Below are 16,859 nucleotides of genomic sequence, written 5' to 3'. Positions count from 1 at the left end.
GGGCCCGGCACTCTGCAAGCACACTGGGTCGGTAGACAGACTGCTCAATACGCCACACCTCGTGATCCTGAGCGTCGTTCAGCATAAAATATTGTAGATCACCCCTTCTCACCCGCCTCCTTCCCTATTCGTGATCCGCGTGGCACTAGACTTCCATGATCAATCGGTCTGCGACCCATCGCACCGGCACGGGCTCCAACTGTGCACCCTTGCAGGGACCGTCGATGCAATGCCCGTCGTCGAAACGAAACATCGCGCTGTGATGAGCGCACATCAGGATTTTGCCGCGATAAGTGCAGAATTCTTGCGGGCGATAGTCCAGAGGCACCGAGAAATGCGGGCAACGGTTGATGTAGACCCACACCTGCTCGCCTTGCCGCACCGCCACCAGACCGCCGGGATGCAATTGCTGGTGTTCGGGCAGACCCAGGGCGCCGCCATCGGTGATGTCATCCAGTTGGCATAACGTAATGATGGTCATGATCAGCCGCGCAATTCCGGGTTGCCAAGGCTCCAGCGCCAAGGGCGAATCTGGATACTGGCAAACAGTCCGGCCTGAACATACGGATCGTCCTGGATGAACGCTTCCACCTCCGGCAGACTGCCCGCTTCAATGACCAGCAACGTGCCGTTCATGGATGCACCCGCCTCATCGAGGGTCGGGCCGCCGAACCGCACGACCACTCGATGCGTTTCAGTCGCTCGCAAGTGCGCCTGATGACTCGGCCGTAAGCGCTGGCGCAAGGCCAGGGAATCCGGGTGGTCTGTAGCGAATACCGCAAAAAACTGTCCCATGGGTCACTCGGTTTCCATGACAAATTCGTAACATGCGCGCTTGAACGGCACTTCGATACCCAGTCGGGCGGACAAGTCATCGTGCGCGACCCGGTCTTCATAGATCACCTGCAACGACTGTTTGACGCCGAACACCGCATCGGACGCCAGGTACGGATCATCGTGATTGAACAGGTGGGTGACCAGTTTGCGATAGCCGGGCACATCGATCATGAAATGCAGGTGCGCAGGCCGCCACGGGTGACGGTTCGCAGCGTTGAGCATGCGCCCGACCGGACCGTCGGTGGGGATCGGATAGCACACCGGGACAATCGTGCGAATCGCAAAATAGCCATCGGCATCGGTGCGATAGCGACCGCGCAAGTTGCCAAAAGGCTGTTCGGTATCTTGACCTGAATACATGCCATTTTCGGCAGTCTGCCAGACGTCGAGCACTGCGCCGGCCAGGGGATTGCCCTGAGTATCAACCACACGACCGCGCACCAGCGCCGTCTCGCCCGCGGTGAAGGCCATGTTTTCGCCGAAGTCCCGTTCTGGCATGCCTTCGATGTAGAACGGTCCGAACACGGTGGTCTCGGTGGCGTTTGCACTGTGCCGATGGTTGATCGCATCGACCAGCATCGACACACCCAGGGTGTCCGACAGCAGGATGAATTCCTGGCGTACCTGGCCATCACACTTGTGGCCGGTCTCGGTCAGAAAGCGGATGCCTTCAAACCACTCCTTTTCGGTCAGTTCGACGTCGCTGACGAATGCGTGCAGGTGGCGAACCAGACTCTGCATGATCTGTTTGTAACGCGCATTGGGCGCATCGCCAAAACTGCTGACCGCCTGCTCGGAGATCAGGGTTTCCATGGCTTTGTCTTGATCGGTCATTGTTGTTATTCCGACGAGGTTGAATGCATCAGGCTGGCGCCAGGCCTTTCATGGCGCGGGTCAGCAGCGCTTCGATCGGGCCTTGTTCAAACGGCCGTGGGTTGTAATAAGGACTGGCACAGGCAATTTGCGCGGCGTCGGCCGGCCCGTTTTCAGGCAGGCCAATGTCCGCCAGCGCCAATGGAATACCCAGCTTCTGGTTCAGCGCATACAACAAGGCGCCCACCTCCCCCGCTTCGCTGCCGCCCAAGGCGCGGGCCGCACGCTGTAACGGTTCTGCGGCCGCTTCACGGTTGTAATGCGCCGCGTGTGGCAAAACGATCGCGTGTGCCTGAGCGTGAGGCAAATTGAACGTTCCGCCCAAGGTGTGGCAAAGCTTGTGGTGCAAGGCCATGCCCACCGAACCCAGGCAGATACCTGCCAGCCACGCGCCATACAATGCCTGGCTGCGCGCTTGTGGGTCGTTGGGATCATTGACCACGCCCGGCAGGGCCTGTGCCAGTGAGCGAATCGACTCTTGCGCCATGAAACCGATGATCGGATTGGCGTCCTGGGCGTACAACGCTTCGACCGCGTGGGCCATGGCGTTCATCCCCGAACAGGCGGAAATCTGCGCCGGCAAGGTCAGGGTCAATTGCGGATCGTAGATCACAGTCTTGGGCAAAACCCTTGGATCACGTCCGGTTTTCTTCAGGCGGTTTTCGGTCAGCCCGTAGATCGGGGTCATCTCCGAACCGGCGTACGTCGTCGGAATCGCCACGATCGGCAGCCCCGAATCCATGGCAATCGCCTTGCCCAGGCCAATGGTCGAACCACCGCCAATGGCGACGCAGCAATCGGCATCCAGACGCGCCGCTTCGACACGCGCCGCTTGCGCCACTTCCAGCGGCACATGCATCACTGCCTTGGGATAGACGCCCGCCGCGCGATCACCGAGCAACGCCGCGACCTGTTCGCCGAGCCCCTGCTGTTCAGGCGTGGTGAGGATCAGCGCACGCCTGGCGCCCAGGCGCTCGATCTCTTCAGCCAGCGCCGAGAGCTTGCCCCAGCCAAACACCACACGGGTTGGCAGGCTTTGGTACACAAAAGGATTCATGACAGGCCTCAACGTTTGAAGTGCGCAGCGATGTTGGCATCGACATTGACCCAGACCGAGCGTGCCTCGGTGTAATCATGGATCGCTTCAAAGCCCATTTCACGGCCGTAGCCCGACTGTCCAACGCCACCAAACGGGCTGCCAGGGCTCACACGTTTGTAGCAGTTGACCCAGCACATACCGGCATGAATGGCGTCGGCCATTTTGTGTGCGCGACTCAAGTTCTGCGTCCACAGGCCGCTGCCCAGCCCGTATTCAGTGCTGTTGGCGATGGCCAGGGCTTCTTCATCGGTGCTGAAACGTACCACGGTGACGAATGGACCGAAGACCTCTTCCTGGCAAACACGATCTTCTGGCGAAGCCTCGACAATGGTCGGCTCGACATAAAAGCCTTGGGCCAACGCCTGGTCATCCGGGGCCTTGCCGCCACAGAGGATTTTGCCGCCCTGCTCTATCGCGATATCGATATAGGCCAGCACACGGTCGCGGTGCAGCGCCGACGTCAGCGGGCCCATTTCGGTCTCTGGGTCCATCGGGTCGCCCAGGCGAATGGATTTGGCCAGCGCGATGAAACGCTCCAGGAACTGGTCAGCAATGTCTTTATGCAGAATCAAACGCGAACCGGCGATGCAGGCCTGGCCCTGATTGTGAAAGATCGCCCAGGCAGCGCCATTGACGGCCGCGTCCAGGTTGGCGTCTTCGAACACGATGTTGGCGCCCTTCCCGCCCAGCTCCAGTTGAATACGCTTGAGGTTGCCTTTCGACGCTTCAACGATCCGGCGACCGGTGGCCGTCGAACCGGTAAAGGCAATCTTGCCCACGTCCGGGTGTTCGGCCAGACGTTGACCGGCGGTATGCCCGTAACCCGGCACGACGTTGACCACGCCCTTCGGGAAGCCGACTTCGGTCATCAGTTCGACAATCCGCAAGGTCGTCAGCGGTGTGATTTCCGAGGGTTTGATAACGATCGTATTACCGGCGGCCAGTGCCGGGCCCATTTTCCAACTGGTGAACATCAGCGGGAAGTTCCAGGGCACGATCTGTCCAACCACACCGATCGGCTTGCGCTGCACGTAATTGAGAAACCCGGCTTCGACCGGAATAACTGCACCCTCGATCTTGTCGGCCATGCCGCCGAAATAGCGGAAGCACGCTGCCGTGCGCGGAACGTCGAGGCCGCGGGAGTCACGGATCGGATGCCCGGTGTTCAGGGATTCGAGCTGCGCCAGTTCTTCGCCGCATTCTTCGATCTTGTCCGCCAGTTTGAGCAACAAGCGCCCGCGTTCTGCGGCGCCCAAGGCAGACCAGGCTGGAAACGCACGTTTGGCCGCGGCGACAGCGAGGTCGATGTCAGCGGCTTCTGCGGCGGCGATGCGGGTGATCAACGAGCCATTATGGGGGCACACGACGTCGATAGTGCCGCCGGCGACCGCATCCACGAACCGGCCATCGATATAGAGCTGATTTTGCATAATATTTTCCTCGCACCGCGCCGATGGCGCAGTGTCTGACGAGTTGATTCTTGAGCGCATGCCTTGCTGGATAGCCCGGAGTGATGCCGGGCAAGACAAAGGTCTTAGAACTCGATCGGATACGGCTTGAGTTCACCGCTTTCGTAGCGCTGCGGCAGGTTCGGCGTGGCGTTCTCCCATACCAGCAGCATCGAGCGCTTGGTCGAGTAGCCCTGGTGACGAATGTCCGCCGGCATGGCGCAAATATCGCCGGCACGCATGGTGATGCGCGCCCGCGGGTTGCCGTCGTCCTTGTCGCCGACGTCCCAGAGGATTTCATCGGACAACTGCAAGAACCACTCGACCCGGTCATTGCCATGGAACACCGGCAGGATGAACTCTTCAGTGGTAGGGCAGAACAGGCTGGCCTTGCACACCGAAGTCACCGACGGGTTCCAGGTCACGTCGGAGCGCGACAGGTACTTGAACAGGCTGAACGCATGCAACTCACCTTCGAAACCTTCGGCTGCGTGTACTTCCGGCTCATCCTGAGGAACGTCGATGAACTGGCGATTGACCGGCAAATCGTTACGTAACGGCGAGTCATCCGGCAGGCCCGGCATGCGCTTCGTGGCGATGCGGAAACGTTCAATGGCTTCGATATTGTTGCCGTTCTTGCGACCGAACGCCGAACCGGTTTCTTCCGGTGCCGCGAAAGGGTCGAAGGTGGCATTGGTCCAGTCCCGCAGGATGGCCTTGAAGGTCGCCATGATCAGCGGTGTTTCAAAGTTTTCGGTGTAGTTGACGCCTGCGGCCTTGAGCGTGCCATTGAAGGTGCCGGCGTACAGGTCGACTTTACCGTAGTAGTTTCGGGTGCCGATGACGTGGTCGAAGTTGACCCAGCCATAGAAAAAGCCCCAGGCCACATCGCGCATCATGGCGCGCAGAAAGGCATCGACCGGAATCAGGTGCGAACGGGTCTGGCCTTTGGCGGGCCAGGTGATACGGGCAAAATACTCGTCGCGCGACAGTTCGAAGGCGCCGAGTTTGAAGGCGCGATAGCCGGTGACGGCATGAGGGGCGCCGGCCTGGACTTCGTCGTCGGCAAAGGATGTGTGATCGGCAGCGGTTTCAAGCATGGCCATGACGGGGTTCCTCTTGTTGCTTTTGTCAGATGAAAGGACGGTGATCACTTGAAGCAGATGTCTGCCCATTTCTCGACCGACAACGGTCCTTTAATGGTCTGCTGCAGAATCACGCCGGGACAGCTGGCTTCGAAGCGATACGCGGTGCCGGCGGGCAGCAGGCACTGGTGACCGCGCTTGAGCAGTACATAGCCCATCGGTTTACCAGCAGGCACTTCGCCAGCCAGCCGAGTGCCCTCGCCGTCTTTCAAAGGCGCATCGAGCTTGAGGAAATCCACACGGACTTCGCCGTCCATGACGATGGCGAACTCATCGTGCGCTGACGTGTACCAAGGCGACTGGCCTTCGGCGCGCAGGGTTTCAATGACGTATCCGAGATTGAGACCGACGATGACTTTTTCGTAAGGAAGGGATTTTTCCGCCACTTCGAAAATATTCGAAAAGGCGTAATGACTGGCCTGGCCGCTGATGATTTCGACCGACCCTTTGCTGTAATTATCCAGCGAGCCGAAGACCGTTTCGATTGCCGCGCTACTCATGGTTTTCACCGTTTTGTTGTTGTAGTAACAGTGAGCCAACATTACGTCCCAGCTCCTGCGGGGACAATTAGAGAGCGAGCGACAACAGTGTTTGCGAAACGCAAACACTGCCAGTGCAACCGTGCTGCTCAGCGTACCCAGCCACGCTCCAGCAACGGTTTGTCCCAGCACGGTTCGTCACCGAAGTTTTCCACCAGGAAATCGATCAGCGTGCGCACTTTCAAGGCCCGGCGCTGGGTGGCGGGATACACCGCTGAGAAATTGAAGGATGACAATGCGTACTCCGGCAGAACCGGAATGAGTCGACCGCTGAGCAGGTCATCGCTGGCCACCAACGTTGGCAAACACACAATGCAGACCCCGGTCGAGGCGTAGTCGCGCAGCAGATGAACCGAATTCGACCGTACCTGCCCCGGCAGGCTCAGCTCCACCTGCTCGTGCTCGCCGGTGAAGATCCAGCGGTTGCGCGACGGATAGCCTTCGTACAAGGCGATTTTGTGTTGCAGCAGCTCCTGCGGATGCTTGGGCACACCGAACTCGGCGGCATAGTCGGGTGACATGCAGAACAACCGGCGAACGCTGAACAACTTGCGCTCAATCAGGGTTTCCGCCATCGGCGGGAACATCTGGAACGCCACATCGAAACCCTCTTCGATCGGGTCCACCACCCGGTCATTGACGATGACGTCGACCTCAATGTCCGGGTACAGCCGCGTGAACTCGGCGAGCATTCTGCCGAAGTGACCGATGGCAAAGCCCGGCAGCATCTGCACGCGCAATTTACCGGTGGGTTTAGCGCGCAACTCACGCATGTGCTCGGTCAGCGAGTTGAAACTCGCGACCATGTCCGCGCACTCCTTGTAGTACGTCTCGCCCACTTCGGAGAGCCGGACATGCCGCGTACTGCGATGGAACAACGGCGCATTGATGAACTGTTCCAGCTGTTGAATACGATGAGTGATCACCGAACGGGTCACGCCCAATTGCTGGGCCGCCTTGGCGAAGTTGCCGGTTTCGGCAACCCGCACAAAGGCTTCGACACTGAGTAAACGATCCATGGGGCAGGCTCTCTGGATGTTTTTGTTCTTATAGGAACAGCGAGGTTAGCCTGTCGGCACCCCGCACTCCACATCCCTGGCAACGCGCTATTTGTGGTTCTGAACCGACAAGCGCCGCTGCATGGGGAAAACCTGCCAGCCCAGGCGTTCACTGATCAGCCCCCACACCCCTTGCGGCGCCTTGAGCATCATCACCACCGCCACCACGCCGAGGATGATCATGTACACCGCGCCGTACTGCGCCAGACAACCACGCAACACAAAGTAAATCAGCGTGCCGATCAATGGCCCCTCCAGGGTGCCGATGCCGCCGATGATGACGATGAAGATCACCACCGCCGTCCAGTCCTGCAGGTTGAACGCCGCGTCCGGAGAAATACGCAGCTTTTGCAGGAAGATCAGCGCCCCGACCACGCCCGTGCAACCGGCGGCCAGCACGTACACCATCAACTTGGTGCGGAAGGTGTTGACCCCCAGGCTGCCGGATGCTGGCTCGGAATCGCGAATCGACGCCAGGGCCAGCCCCTGTCGCGAACGCAGGACAAAGAACACCACCGCCACGGCGGTAATGGCGATGGCCAGAGCGGTGAAGTAGATCAGCATCTCGCGCTCGTCCCGGTCATTGCCGATCTGCCGCACAATCGCCGCCGGCAGACTTTGCCCGGAACCGCCGCCGAGACTGCTCATCTGTGCCAGGCCCAGGCGAAAGACTTCGGCCACCACCCAGGTGCCAATGGCGAAGTAGGCGCCGCGCAGCCGAAACACGATCAAAGCCGTGGGAATTGCCAACAACGCAACCAACACGCCCGAAAGCAGGACCGCGAACAACGGCGGAATACCAAACCGGGTGGCCAACATAAACAGCAGATACCCACCCAGACCGACGAACGCCTGCTGCCCGACCGAGACCATGCCCGCGTACCCCGCCAGCAAGTTCCACATTTGTGCCAGCGCCAGGTAATAGGCGAACTCCACCACCAGCCGCAAACTTGAGCGATCGGCCCAGAATGGCGCACTGATCAACACCAACACACAGACACCCAGCAATGACAGCCCGATCATGCTGCTGGTGGTCGTGCGTTGTACGCGATAGCTGAGCGCGGGATTGTTCAAGGCATTCATCAGTCGACACTCCGGGGGAACAGGCCACGCGGGCGCACGACCAGGATCAGCAGAAACACAAGATGACCGGCGAGGATTTGCCAGCCAGGATCGATTTTTGCGCCCAGCGCCTGGGCGACGCCGAGAATCACCCCGCCGGCCAGGGTGCCCCACAGGCTGCCCAACCCGCCGATGATCACCGCTTCGAAACCGTACAACAGACGCGCCGGCCCCACCGTGGGGTCGAAACTGGTGCGAATCGCCAGAAACACCCCGGCAATCGACACCACGGCCATCGCCAGTGCCATGGCCAGACCGAAGATATGCGCGTTATTCACGCCCATCAGCCGCGCGGTGTGCTGATCATCGGAGGTGGCGCGAAACGCCCGACCCAGTGCGGTCTTGTAAAACAGCAGCTGCAGACCACCGATGATCAGCAACGCACTGCAAAACACGATCAGCGGCATGACGCCCACGCTCAAACTGCCGAAGCCGACACTGGCGACTTCAAGATCACCCTGAGACAGCTTTTGACTGTCTGCGCTGAAAAACGCCAACAGCACGTTCTGCACGATGATCGACAAACCGAAAGTCACCAGCAGCGGCGGCAGGATGTCCTGGCCAAGCGTTCGGTTGAGCAACAGCCGTTGCAGCAGGTAGCCGAAGCAGAACATCAGCGGCACCACCACCAGCAGGCTCGCCAACGGGCTGAAGCCCAGATGATTGACCACCATCAGCGCCAGGTATGACGCCAGCACGATGAAGTCGCCATGGGCGATATTGACCAGGCGCATGATGCCGAACATCAGCGACAGCCCCACCGCGAACATCGCGTAGAGGCCTCCCAGCAACATGCCCTGAAGCAAAGTATTGAGCCATTCCATAACTAGATCCCGAAATACGCGGCTTTGATTTGTGCTTTGTCCGCATCCCCTGGGCGGCCGGTCAGGGACACGCGCCCTTCCTGGAAGCAATAGAAACGGTCGCAGACACTCAGCGCCTGATTGATGTCCTGCTCGACGAGAATCACCGTAGTACCGTCGGCCTTGATCGAAGGCAGCGCGGCGTAGATGTCCTTGATCGTGGTCGGCGCCAGGCCCAGGCTGATCTCGTCGCACAACAGCAAATGCGGGTTGGCCATCAAGCCTCGGCCTATCGCAACCATTTGCTGCTGACCGCCAGACAGCGCGGTGCCGGGGCGCTTGCGCAGTTTTTCCAGCACTGGAAACAGCTGATAGATCCGCGCCAGCGTCCACGGACCGGGGCGTTTGCTGTAGGCACCGATCAACAGGTTTTCCTCGACGCTCAGCGAAGGAAACAGCTTCCGGCCTTCTGGCACCAAGGCGATGCCACGCTCCAGCACCTGATTCGCCGCCAGATCACCAATCGCCTGGCCCTTGAAGGTGATGGCGTCAGGCTGGTTTTTGATCAGCCCGGCCAGCGAGCGCAGGAACGTCGATTTGCCGGCGCCGTTGGAGCCGATGATCGCCACGGTTTCGCCCGCCTCAAGGGTCAGGCTGATATCGAACAGGGCTTGAAAGTCGCCGTAGCCGGCACAGAGCTTTTCGATGGACAACAGGTTTGAAGGGGTCGACATGATTCAGCTCCCAATGCCCATGTAGATGTCCTGGACCCGAGGGTCGGCCATCACGCTGCGCGGTTCACCCTCAGCCAATTTGGCGCCGAAGTTGATCACCGTCAGACGGCTGACGACCGCCAGCAAGGCATGCACGATGTGTTCGATCCAGATGATGGCGACGCCGGCCTTGTGAATGCCCTGAATGGTTTCCACCAGCGCCAGGCACTCCGGTTCGGTCAAGCCACCGGCGATTTCATCCAGCAACAACAGCCGCGGTTGGGTCGACAACGCGCGGGCCATTTCCAGACGCTTGCGGTCGAGCAATGTCAGCGAGCCGGCCAGGACGTTGGCCTTGCGCATCAACCCCGTCAGCTCCAGGGTCTGCGCGCACCATTGGCTGGCCTCCTTGTCACGCAATCGCGCCCCGAAGGTTGCGCCGACCAGCAAGTTCTCGAACACCGTCATTTTCACGAACGGATGCGGGATCTGATGGGAGCGGCCGATGCCTTGCTGACAGCGTTTGAACACTGGCTCACGAGTGACGTTGCGACCTTCGAAATGGATCGTGCCGCTGTCGGCTGCCACGCCCCCGGCGATCAGGTTGAACAGCGTGCTTTTACCCGCGCCGTTGGGACCGATGATGCCCAGGGCCTCGCCCGGTTGCAGGGTCAGGCTCATCGCGTCCGTGACTTTCACCGAGCCGTAGCTTTTGTGCACATCGTTCATTTGCAGAAGTGGCTGTTGCATGGTGCACCCGTTTCTTTTCGAGCAATCAGTACGTAATGGCCTGCATGTCGCCGCCCAGTGGAATCGCTGGTGCGGTGGCATTGCTGGTCACGACCAGGTCGTATTTGTTGTCATTGCCCAATCGCCATTGGCCGCTGACCAAAGGTGTTTTGGCGACGTTCTTCACCGGTCCGTTTTTCCAGCTGATCGGCCCGACCACGGTGTTGAGGTCGGTCTTGAGCAAGGCATCGCGTACCGCATGCGGATTACCGATCTCTTCAGTGCGCTTGAGGATGTCCACCGCGAGTTCGAACAGCGCATGCACGAAACCCAGCGGTTGAGTCCACTGCTTGCCAGTCGCCTGAGTGAAGCCCTGGGCTAACTGCCCGGCACTGGCGCCGGTCAATGAAGAGCTGAACGGGTGCGTCGGGCTCCACCAGATTTCGGTCGACAGGTTGTTGCCGGCCTTGCCCAACGCTTCGACCGCCGTGGGAAACAGCAGCGCCTTGCCGACCGACACCGCTTTGGGTTTGAAGCCCTGCTGGCGAGCCTGAGTCCAGAAGGTGGTGAGGTCCGGTGGAATGACCACACCGGTGACGATCTCGACGTCAGCCTTCTTGAACGCGGCGATCTGCGCCGAGAAATCGTCTGTCAAGCTTTGAAAGCGGCCGGGGTCGACCACTTGGAAACCCTTCTGCGCCAATACCGGTGGAAAGCCCAGTTTCGGATCGCCCCAGGCATTGCCGTCGCCATCGTTGGGGAACAGACCGCCGACCACCTTGTTCGATGGCATGGCACCCCACATGGCGCTGTAAGTGCCGATCACATCCTCCAGGCCCCAGAAGAAGTGATAGGTCCATTCGAACCCCTGATCCGGCTTGCCTCCGCGGGTAAAGAACCATGGCTGCCACGGTGCCACCGTGGAAATACACGGAATCTCGTTGATTTCGCATTGGTCGGAGACCGGGTTGGTGGTTTCCGGCGTCGACGACACCAGCATCAGGTCGACCTGATCAGACAGGATCAACTCGCTGGCCACTTCCGCTGCGCGGTTAGGGTTGGACTGGCTGTCCTTGACGATGACTTCCAGGCGATACGCCTTGCCGGCCACGATGATGGAGTTCTTCAACACCTGCTTGAGCGATTCGATGATGTAGTTGTCGGCGGCCGCAAAGGGCGCCAATGGCCCGGTCTGCGGGCTGACATAACCGAGTTTGATCACCCGCTCGCTACCCAACGCAAAGTTGAACGGCAAACTCGCCAGCGCCACACCGCCGGCAGCAACGCCTGTGCTGCGCAGGAAATCACGGCGCGAGACGTCGCGGCCAAACAGGTTTTTATCGTTGTTGTCTGTCATGTAGTACTCCAATGCGGCTGCTAGCCGGCAAAGTCCGGACGAACACGGTCGCAGCGTGTGGGCTGAGCCAGCACGCAGGATCAGGTGCTTTGCGAAAGGGGCGGTTTAGAAAAAGAAGCTGACGTCGAAAGAAGCGACCAGTTGCGAGTCCTTTTGCCCATCGGCGTAGGCATCGCGACCGGGGCCGGAATGAATGTCGTAACGCAATTCAGGTCGCAGGCGCACGTTGGGTGTCGGCGTCCAGGCCAGGTTGGTGGTCACACCGTAGAAACTGCCCCAGGTCGGGTCTGGAATGCCGGTGTGCGAGTCGATGTTGGCCATCAGCACGTGCACCGGTGCATCGGTGTAGAACCACTCCGCGCGGCTGTTCCACATCAGGGTTTCGCTGACTCGGTGATACCAGTTGATATCGGTGCCGTACCAGGTGGCATCGTTTTTGTTGGCAAACCCGGCGAAAGCGCCCTGCTCCTGCTTGCCGTAATTCAACTCCAGTGCCACGCGATTATTCGGATCGAGCACTTGCGACAAGGTCAGGTACGAGGCCAGGCGCTTGTAGTCGTCATTCTTGGTGCCGGCCGGCAATGGCGAACCACACCTGCAGTCGGCGAAGCTGTCGCCGGCGCCGTTGCCATAGATGTTTTCCCAGTCGATCCAGGTGCTGAAGTCCGCAGAGCGCCAGCGTACGTTGGCAATCACGTCCGGGTCGTGGTTGGGGTCTTGCAGGTTGTTCCAGCCCTGCACCACGCCCAGTTCGAAGCCCAGCATGCTTTCCCCGGGTGCCGAGGGCAGTTTGAACGAATATAGCGCCCCGGCATGCTTGGCCGGGCCGTGCATGAAGGAATAGGTGTGCGAGTAGAAGTCGCTCGGTGCCGGGGATGGCAAGGCGAAGCCGATTTCATTTTCCAGCGGCGTGTGGAATATCCCGATCATCAAGTCGGAACCGCCCAGTACAGGGAAGTAAAAATCGACATACGCCTGAGCGACGGTGAAGGCTTCGTCTTCGGCCTTGTTGTCGCGATTGACACTCAGGTCCTCGTCCCAGCCATAGGTCTTGAAGAAACGCGCATCTTTGCCGTACAGCGCCGTGACATTGAAGCCCCAGTCAGCCTCTTGCGGCATGGGCCCGGGAAACGGTCCGACACGACCGATCACATTGCTCTTGGGTTTCTTTTCCACGGCCAGGGCGAACTGGTTGAGGTTCACGCCTTCGTCGGAAGTGAAGAAGCTCTGTTTGCTGACGTCATCCGTGCCGTTGTTGTTGTAGCTCACACCCACCTGGCCCCAGCCGTAGACCTTGATGCCATGCTCACGCTCAAGGCTGTCGCCGAAGACCCCGCGAACCAGCGAGCCCATTGGATCCTCGGCCGCCGAAGCCATCGAGGGACATACGATGCCGGCTCCCAGAACGGGGGCGAACAGGGTTGCTGCACATGCCCATGCACGAATACTCATACCTGTGTTCCTTATTTTTATTAGGCGCCAAACCCCCGAAAGGGCATCAGGCCGAAAGCAAGGTATGACGTGAAGGTGTCTGTCTTGAAAACCCTGGCTCGGGCTTCACTCGATCCTTGGCAGACCGTAGTGTTCGGCGTATTGCAGGCTACAAGTCCGCCACTACCCCAACAATTCCATTCTCGGCGACTTCAGTGTTTGCGTATTCAGAACAATCGAGCGCATCGCAGAACTATTTTTCGCGCCTGCACACGCCATGACCTAACCTGAATAGCTAAAGCCGCTGGAGGCATGCCTATGCGTCCTGCATTGAAATTACTCATATTCGTTGTGTTCGCGCTGATGGGGGCGAACATCGGCGAGCTGTCGGCGGATGAACTACCCAACACGTCTAGAAACGGTGAGGCCAGCGCCACCGCTACCGTGTCAAAAAGCGATCTGGAAGCACTGCAATTGAGGTTGGACAACCTTAAACAGCAGGTGTCACTGACCAGTAACTACACCCAGTTGATAGGCTTTCAGGACAACGTTCAGTTGCTCTTCAGTGATGCGGACAAGTTGGCGACCGCGTTACTTCCAGAGCAAGCACAATTGCAAGCGCAACTCAGCGTACTCGGGACGGCATCCGCCAACAGCGAGGCCATGGAAAAGTCCGATCTGGTGAAACAAAGGTCCTTTCTCAGCGCACAAAAAGACAAGGTGGATAACAATCTCAACATACTGCTGGCCATCAAGGCAGGCGCGACTAACCTCATCACCCAGATTGCCGCCATTCGGCGCACTCAACTGGAAACCGAACTGACCCAGCGCACCGCCAGCTTCCTCAACCCCCGGTTCTGGTTGCCGCTGTTTTCTCCACTGGAGGAGGATAAAAACCGTCTGAGGTTTTTGATCGACCAGTCCAACAGTGTCATCCAGTCCGTCTGGCAACCCGGCCGGCGTGCCGCGACCGTCACGTTGTTATTGCTGGCCCTGGCCTTCTGGACGCTGGGGCGAAGACTGGCTGAGCGTGGTTTGACATGGGTCTGCATCCATCGAGTACCGGAAGGTCGCCTGCGCAGAAGTTCATTGGCGATAGCGACGGTAGTTGCCACGATGTTGAGCGCAGGTTGCGCAATACAGCTCATCTCCGCGGCGGCTACCCGGCTTCAACCATTGCCGCAGTCACTGCAAGGTTACTTCGACGATGTCGAGAAAGTCGCTTACGCCTGCGCCCTGATTATCGGTTTGAGTCGGGCCCTGCTGTCTAAACGCAATCCCTCTTGGCGGTTGCCTGGCATCGCCGATGAAGTGGCACTTGCAATCAACCCTTTTCCGGCGCTGCTGGCCGGATCAATGCTGATACTCATCTCGCTGGTACAAGTCACCAATGCGACGGGTATGAGTTCGCAGGTGGTTCTTTTCAGCCGGGGCGTATTGTCACTCGTCGTCATCCTGATTATCGGTGCGCTATTGCTACGCGTCAGTAGAACCCGCCGAGCGATGGTCATTGCCGGGGAACACCCTGAGTCAGGTACTACGCTGGCGGGGGTGATTTATACCGGCCTCAGTATCGCCGTGTTGATCTCGATTTTTGGTCTGCTGGTCGGTTACATCTCCCTGGCCCGGTTCATCACTTACGAAGTTGTCTGGCTCTATATCGTTATTGCCAGCTTCTATTTGCTGACGCAGTTGTTCAGGGACCTGTGTGATTACTTGTTTTCGCCCAAGCAATCCAGCGGCAAGGCGATCAAACAGCTGCTGGGTATCGGCGACGTACGGCTTGAACAAATCGAGGTTGTTGTGACGGGTATTGGCAGAGCGACCTTACTGTTGATTGCCGCGATTACAACGTTTGTGGGGGGGGTTGGAGCGACCTTTGGACAACTGACTGACAGGGTTTCAGCGATCCTCGGCGGCGATGGCCTGCGCAAGCTGAACATCATTCCGGGCAATCTGTTGAATGCGGTCCTCGCGCTGTTGATCGGTATTTACCTGATTCGATCGCTGCGCAGATGGCTGGATAACGAGTTCCTGCCGAAAACCGATATGGACCCCGGCATGGGAGCGTCGCTGAGCACCCTGTTCAGTAATATCGGGTACGTACTGGTCATTTTGCTGGCGTTGTCTTCGTTGGGCGTCAAATGGACGAATCTGGCCTGGATCGTCAGTGCGTTGTCAGTGGGGATCGGCTTCGGTTTGCAGGAGATCGTCAAGAACTTCGTCTCCGGGTTAATCCTGCTCACCGAGCGGCCGGTCAAGGTCGGCGACCTGATCAGCATCAGCGGGGTTGAAGGCGATATCCGGCGAATCAATGTCAGGGCCACGGAGATACAGCTCAGTGATCGCTCGATCGTGATCGTGCCCAACTCGCAGCTTATTTCCCAGAACCTGCGCAATGTAACCATGGGCGGCAGCGCCCAAGGGGTGGCCACACTCGAACTGGTGTTCCCTCTGGATATTGACCCCGAACAAGTCAAAACCCTGCTGTACACCACCTATTGCGAACATGAAACCATCCTCGACAAACCCTCCCCCGTTGTTCGATTCAGCAATCTGAGCCCTGAAGGCATCACATTGACCATCACCGGCTATGTCAGCAGCCCAAGGATTGTCAGTACGACCAAGAGCGATCTGCTCTTTGAGATCCTGAAGCGATTGAGTGCGGCCGGCATCGAATTGGCCAAGCCTGTTCCTCCTGCGTAATACCCATCAATAGCCTGCCTGGCGCCTGAACGTGCTCGTGATCACACCGGATCGCTGTAAATTTGTACGCCATCGGTTGATATGTTTATTTTCATGGCGTTGCATTGTGAAATAAAACATGTCATTTATAGCTACGCAAAATCATCAGGACTGATCCACCGTGCCAGATCGGATGGCCAGTACCACCCCAACGCCCCTCCAAGGAGTCAACAATATGAACAAGACAGAACTTCTAGGTGCTCTGGCACTGTGCGCCGCAAGTTTGCTGGCACACGCCGATGAAGACAGCCTGCGTATCGGTATCGAAGCCGCCTACCCACCCTTCTCTTTCAAGACACCGGAAGGCAACGTCAGTGGTTTCGACTACGACATCGGCAACGCCCTGTGCGAAGAAATGAAGGTCAAATGCGAGTGGGTCATCCAGGAATTCGACGGCATGATTCCGTCGCTGAAAGTGCGCAAGATCGATGCCGTGCTGTCGTCGATGTCGATCACTGAAGACCGTATGAAGTCGGTCGACTTCAGCAAAAAGTACTACCACACACCCGGCAAGTTCGCGATGAAGGCCGGCAATGTGATCAACGACCCACTGGTTGATCTCAAGGGCAAGAAGGTCGGGGTGCAACGCTCATCGACCTACGACCGTTTTGCTACCGAGCAGCTTGAAAAAGCCGGGGTCGAAGTGGTGCGCTACGGCTCACAAAATGAAGCCTTCCTGGATCTGGCGTCGGGTCGTCTGGATGCCACGCTCGCCGACATCGTCAACACCGACGAGAGCTTCATCAAAACGCCAGCCGGCAAAGGCTTCGCGCTGGTTGGACCGGACATCAGCGACCCGAAATATTTCGGCCGAGGTGCCGGGATCGCGGTGCGTAAAGGCGACAGCGTGAACGTTGCACGTCTGAGTACAGCGATTGACGCCATCCGCGCCAACGGCAAGTACCAGCAAGTGATGGCCAAGTACTTCGCGTTCGATATCTACGGCGAATAAACCTTACC

At 58.8% G+C, this 16,859-nt stretch carries 16 protein-coding genes; 2 read left to right on the top strand and 14 right to left on the bottom strand.

Annotated features, from left to right (window positions below; all coding sequences use genetic code 11):
- Positions 1–145 precede the first annotated feature (145 nt).
- From JFU47_RS03945 to JFU47_RS03880, 14 genes are all read right to left on the bottom strand, one after another.
- Positions 146–481, bottom strand: coding sequence for a Rieske (2Fe-2S) protein (locus JFU47_RS03945; RefSeq protein ID WP_201181078.1), 336 nt, complete (start codon positions 479–481; stop codon positions 146–148).
- A gap of 2 nt (positions 482–483) precedes the next feature.
- Positions 484–795, bottom strand: coding sequence for a YciI family protein (locus JFU47_RS03940; RefSeq protein WP_201181076.1), 312 nt, complete (start codon positions 793–795; stop codon positions 484–486).
- A 3-nt stretch (positions 796–798) separates the two neighbouring features.
- A complete protein-coding gene (locus JFU47_RS03935; protein WP_201181075.1) occupies positions 799–1,671 on the bottom strand; it encodes a dioxygenase family protein in 873 nt (290 codons plus the stop codon).
- 28 nt (positions 1,672–1,699) lie between these two features.
- The gene (locus JFU47_RS03930; protein WP_201181074.1) at positions 1,700–2,767 is read right to left on the bottom strand and encodes a maleylacetate reductase; all 1,068 of its coding nucleotides are present in this window, start codon (positions 2,765–2,767) and stop codon (positions 1,700–1,702) included.
- 8 nt (positions 2,768–2,775) lie between these two features.
- Positions 2,776–4,239 (bottom strand): aldehyde dehydrogenase family protein, encoded by a 1,464-nt coding sequence (locus JFU47_RS03925; protein ID WP_201181073.1) that lies wholly within the window; start codon positions 4,237–4,239, stop codon positions 2,776–2,778.
- A gap of 104 nt (positions 4,240–4,343) precedes the next feature.
- A complete protein-coding gene (locus JFU47_RS03920; RefSeq protein ID WP_201181065.1) occupies positions 4,344–5,363 on the bottom strand; it encodes a hydroxyquinol 1,2-dioxygenase in 1,020 nt (339 codons plus the stop codon).
- 44 nt (positions 5,364–5,407) lie between these two features.
- A complete protein-coding gene (locus JFU47_RS03915) occupies positions 5,408–5,902 on the bottom strand; it encodes a hydroxyquinol 1,2-dioxygenase (RefSeq protein ID WP_201181519.1) in 495 nt (164 codons plus the stop codon).
- Positions 5,903–6,030: 128 nt separating this feature from the next.
- Entirely contained in the window at positions 6,031–6,960 is a 930-nt protein-coding gene (locus JFU47_RS03910) for a LysR family transcriptional regulator (RefSeq protein WP_140678827.1), read from the bottom strand.
- 87 nt (positions 6,961–7,047) lie between these two features.
- Positions 7,048–8,082: a branched-chain amino acid ABC transporter permease gene (locus JFU47_RS03905; protein WP_201181063.1), complete on the bottom strand. Its 1,035-nt coding sequence runs from the start codon at positions 8,080–8,082 to the stop codon at positions 7,048–7,050.
- Entirely contained in the window at positions 8,082–8,945 is an 864-nt protein-coding gene (locus JFU47_RS03900) for a branched-chain amino acid ABC transporter permease (RefSeq protein WP_201181061.1), read from the bottom strand. The genes JFU47_RS03905 and JFU47_RS03900 overlap by 1 nt, the downstream gene beginning before the upstream one ends.
- A gap of 2 nt (positions 8,946–8,947) precedes the next feature.
- On the bottom strand, positions 8,948–9,640 hold the full coding sequence (locus tag JFU47_RS03895; protein ID WP_201181518.1) for an ATP-binding cassette domain-containing protein: 693 nt from the start codon (positions 9,638–9,640) through the stop codon (positions 8,948–8,950).
- A 21-nt stretch (positions 9,641–9,661) separates the two neighbouring features.
- Positions 9,662–10,387, bottom strand: a complete 726-nt coding sequence (locus tag JFU47_RS03890) for an ABC transporter ATP-binding protein (protein ID WP_140678833.1) — start codon at positions 10,385–10,387, stop codon at positions 9,662–9,664.
- Positions 10,388–10,412: 25 nt separating this feature from the next.
- Complete coding sequence (locus JFU47_RS03885) at positions 10,413–11,723, bottom strand: ABC transporter substrate-binding protein (RefSeq protein WP_201181059.1); 1,311 nt, start codon at positions 11,721–11,723, stop codon at positions 10,413–10,415.
- 105 nt (positions 11,724–11,828) lie between these two features.
- A complete protein-coding gene (locus tag JFU47_RS03880; RefSeq protein WP_201181057.1) occupies positions 11,829–13,175 on the bottom strand; it encodes an outer membrane beta-barrel protein in 1,347 nt (448 codons plus the stop codon).
- Positions 13,176–13,472: 297 nt separating this feature from the next.
- Between JFU47_RS03880 and JFU47_RS03875 the strand changes: the two genes are divergently transcribed.
- The gene (locus JFU47_RS03875; RefSeq protein WP_140894981.1) at positions 13,473–15,860 is read left to right on the top strand and encodes a DUF3772 domain-containing protein; all 2,388 of its coding nucleotides are present in this window, start codon (positions 13,473–13,475) and stop codon (positions 15,858–15,860) included.
- Between the two features lie 214 nt (positions 15,861–16,074).
- Complete coding sequence (locus JFU47_RS03870) at positions 16,075–16,851, top strand: ABC transporter substrate-binding protein (RefSeq protein WP_046047038.1); 777 nt, start codon at positions 16,075–16,077, stop codon at positions 16,849–16,851.
- The last annotated feature ends 8 nt before the right edge of the window (positions 16,852–16,859 follow it).

The organism is Pseudomonas sp. TH39(2020) (assembly GCF_016650715.1).
In the GTDB taxonomy this organism is placed as follows: Bacteria; Pseudomonadota; Gammaproteobacteria; order Pseudomonadales; family Pseudomonadaceae; genus Aquipseudomonas; species Aquipseudomonas mandelii_C.
Note: the sequence above shows the minus strand (reverse complement) of the source record. Positions and strands in the feature narration are given on the sequence as shown.

What these genes read in the sequence shown, in the direction of transcription:
- JFU47_RS03925 (WP_201181073.1), bottom strand. Translation starts at nt 4,239, where the DNA reads ATGCAAAATCAGCTCTATATCGATGGCCGGTTCGTGGATGCGGTCGCC.
- JFU47_RS03910 (WP_140678827.1), bottom strand. Translation starts at nt 6,960, where the DNA reads ATGGATCGTTTACTCAGTGTCGAAGCCTTTGTGCGGGTTGCCGAAACC.
- JFU47_RS03915 (WP_201181519.1), bottom strand. Translation starts at nt 5,902, where the DNA reads ATGAGTAGCGCGGCAATCGAAACGGTCTTCGGCTCGCTGGATAATTAC.
- JFU47_RS03900 (WP_201181061.1), bottom strand. Translation starts at nt 8,945, where the DNA reads ATGGAATGGCTCAATACTTTGCTTCAGGGCATGTTGCTGGGAGGCCTC.
- JFU47_RS03930 (WP_201181074.1), bottom strand. Translation starts at nt 2,767, where the DNA reads ATGAATCCTTTTGTGTACCAAAGCCTGCCAACCCGTGTGGTGTTTGGC.
- JFU47_RS03870 (WP_046047038.1), top strand. Translation starts at nt 16,075, where the DNA reads ATGAACAAGACAGAACTTCTAGGTGCTCTGGCACTGTGCGCCGCAAGT.
- JFU47_RS03880 (WP_201181057.1), bottom strand. Translation starts at nt 13,175, where the DNA reads ATGAGTATTCGTGCATGGGCATGTGCAGCAACCCTGTTCGCCCCCGTT.
- JFU47_RS03945 (WP_201181078.1), bottom strand. Translation starts at nt 481, where the DNA reads ATGACCATCATTACGTTATGCCAACTGGATGACATCACCGATGGCGGC.
- JFU47_RS03905 (WP_201181063.1), bottom strand. Translation starts at nt 8,082, where the DNA reads ATGAATGCCTTGAACAATCCCGCGCTCAGCTATCGCGTACAACGCACG.
- JFU47_RS03885 (WP_201181059.1), bottom strand. Translation starts at nt 11,723, where the DNA reads ATGACAGACAACAACGATAAAAACCTGTTTGGCCGCGACGTCTCGCGC.
- JFU47_RS03940 (WP_201181076.1), bottom strand. Translation starts at nt 795, where the DNA reads ATGGGACAGTTTTTTGCGGTATTCGCTACAGACCACCCGGATTCCCTG.
- JFU47_RS03890 (WP_140678833.1), bottom strand. Translation starts at nt 10,387, where the DNA reads ATGCAACAGCCACTTCTGCAAATGAACGATGTGCACAAAAGCTACGGC.
- JFU47_RS03875 (WP_140894981.1), top strand. Translation starts at nt 13,473, where the DNA reads ATGCGTCCTGCATTGAAATTACTCATATTCGTTGTGTTCGCGCTGATG.
- JFU47_RS03935 (WP_201181075.1), bottom strand. Translation starts at nt 1,671, where the DNA reads ATGACCGATCAAGACAAAGCCATGGAAACCCTGATCTCCGAGCAGGCG.
- JFU47_RS03920 (WP_201181065.1), bottom strand. Translation starts at nt 5,363, where the DNA reads ATGGCCATGCTTGAAACCGCTGCCGATCACACATCCTTTGCCGACGAC.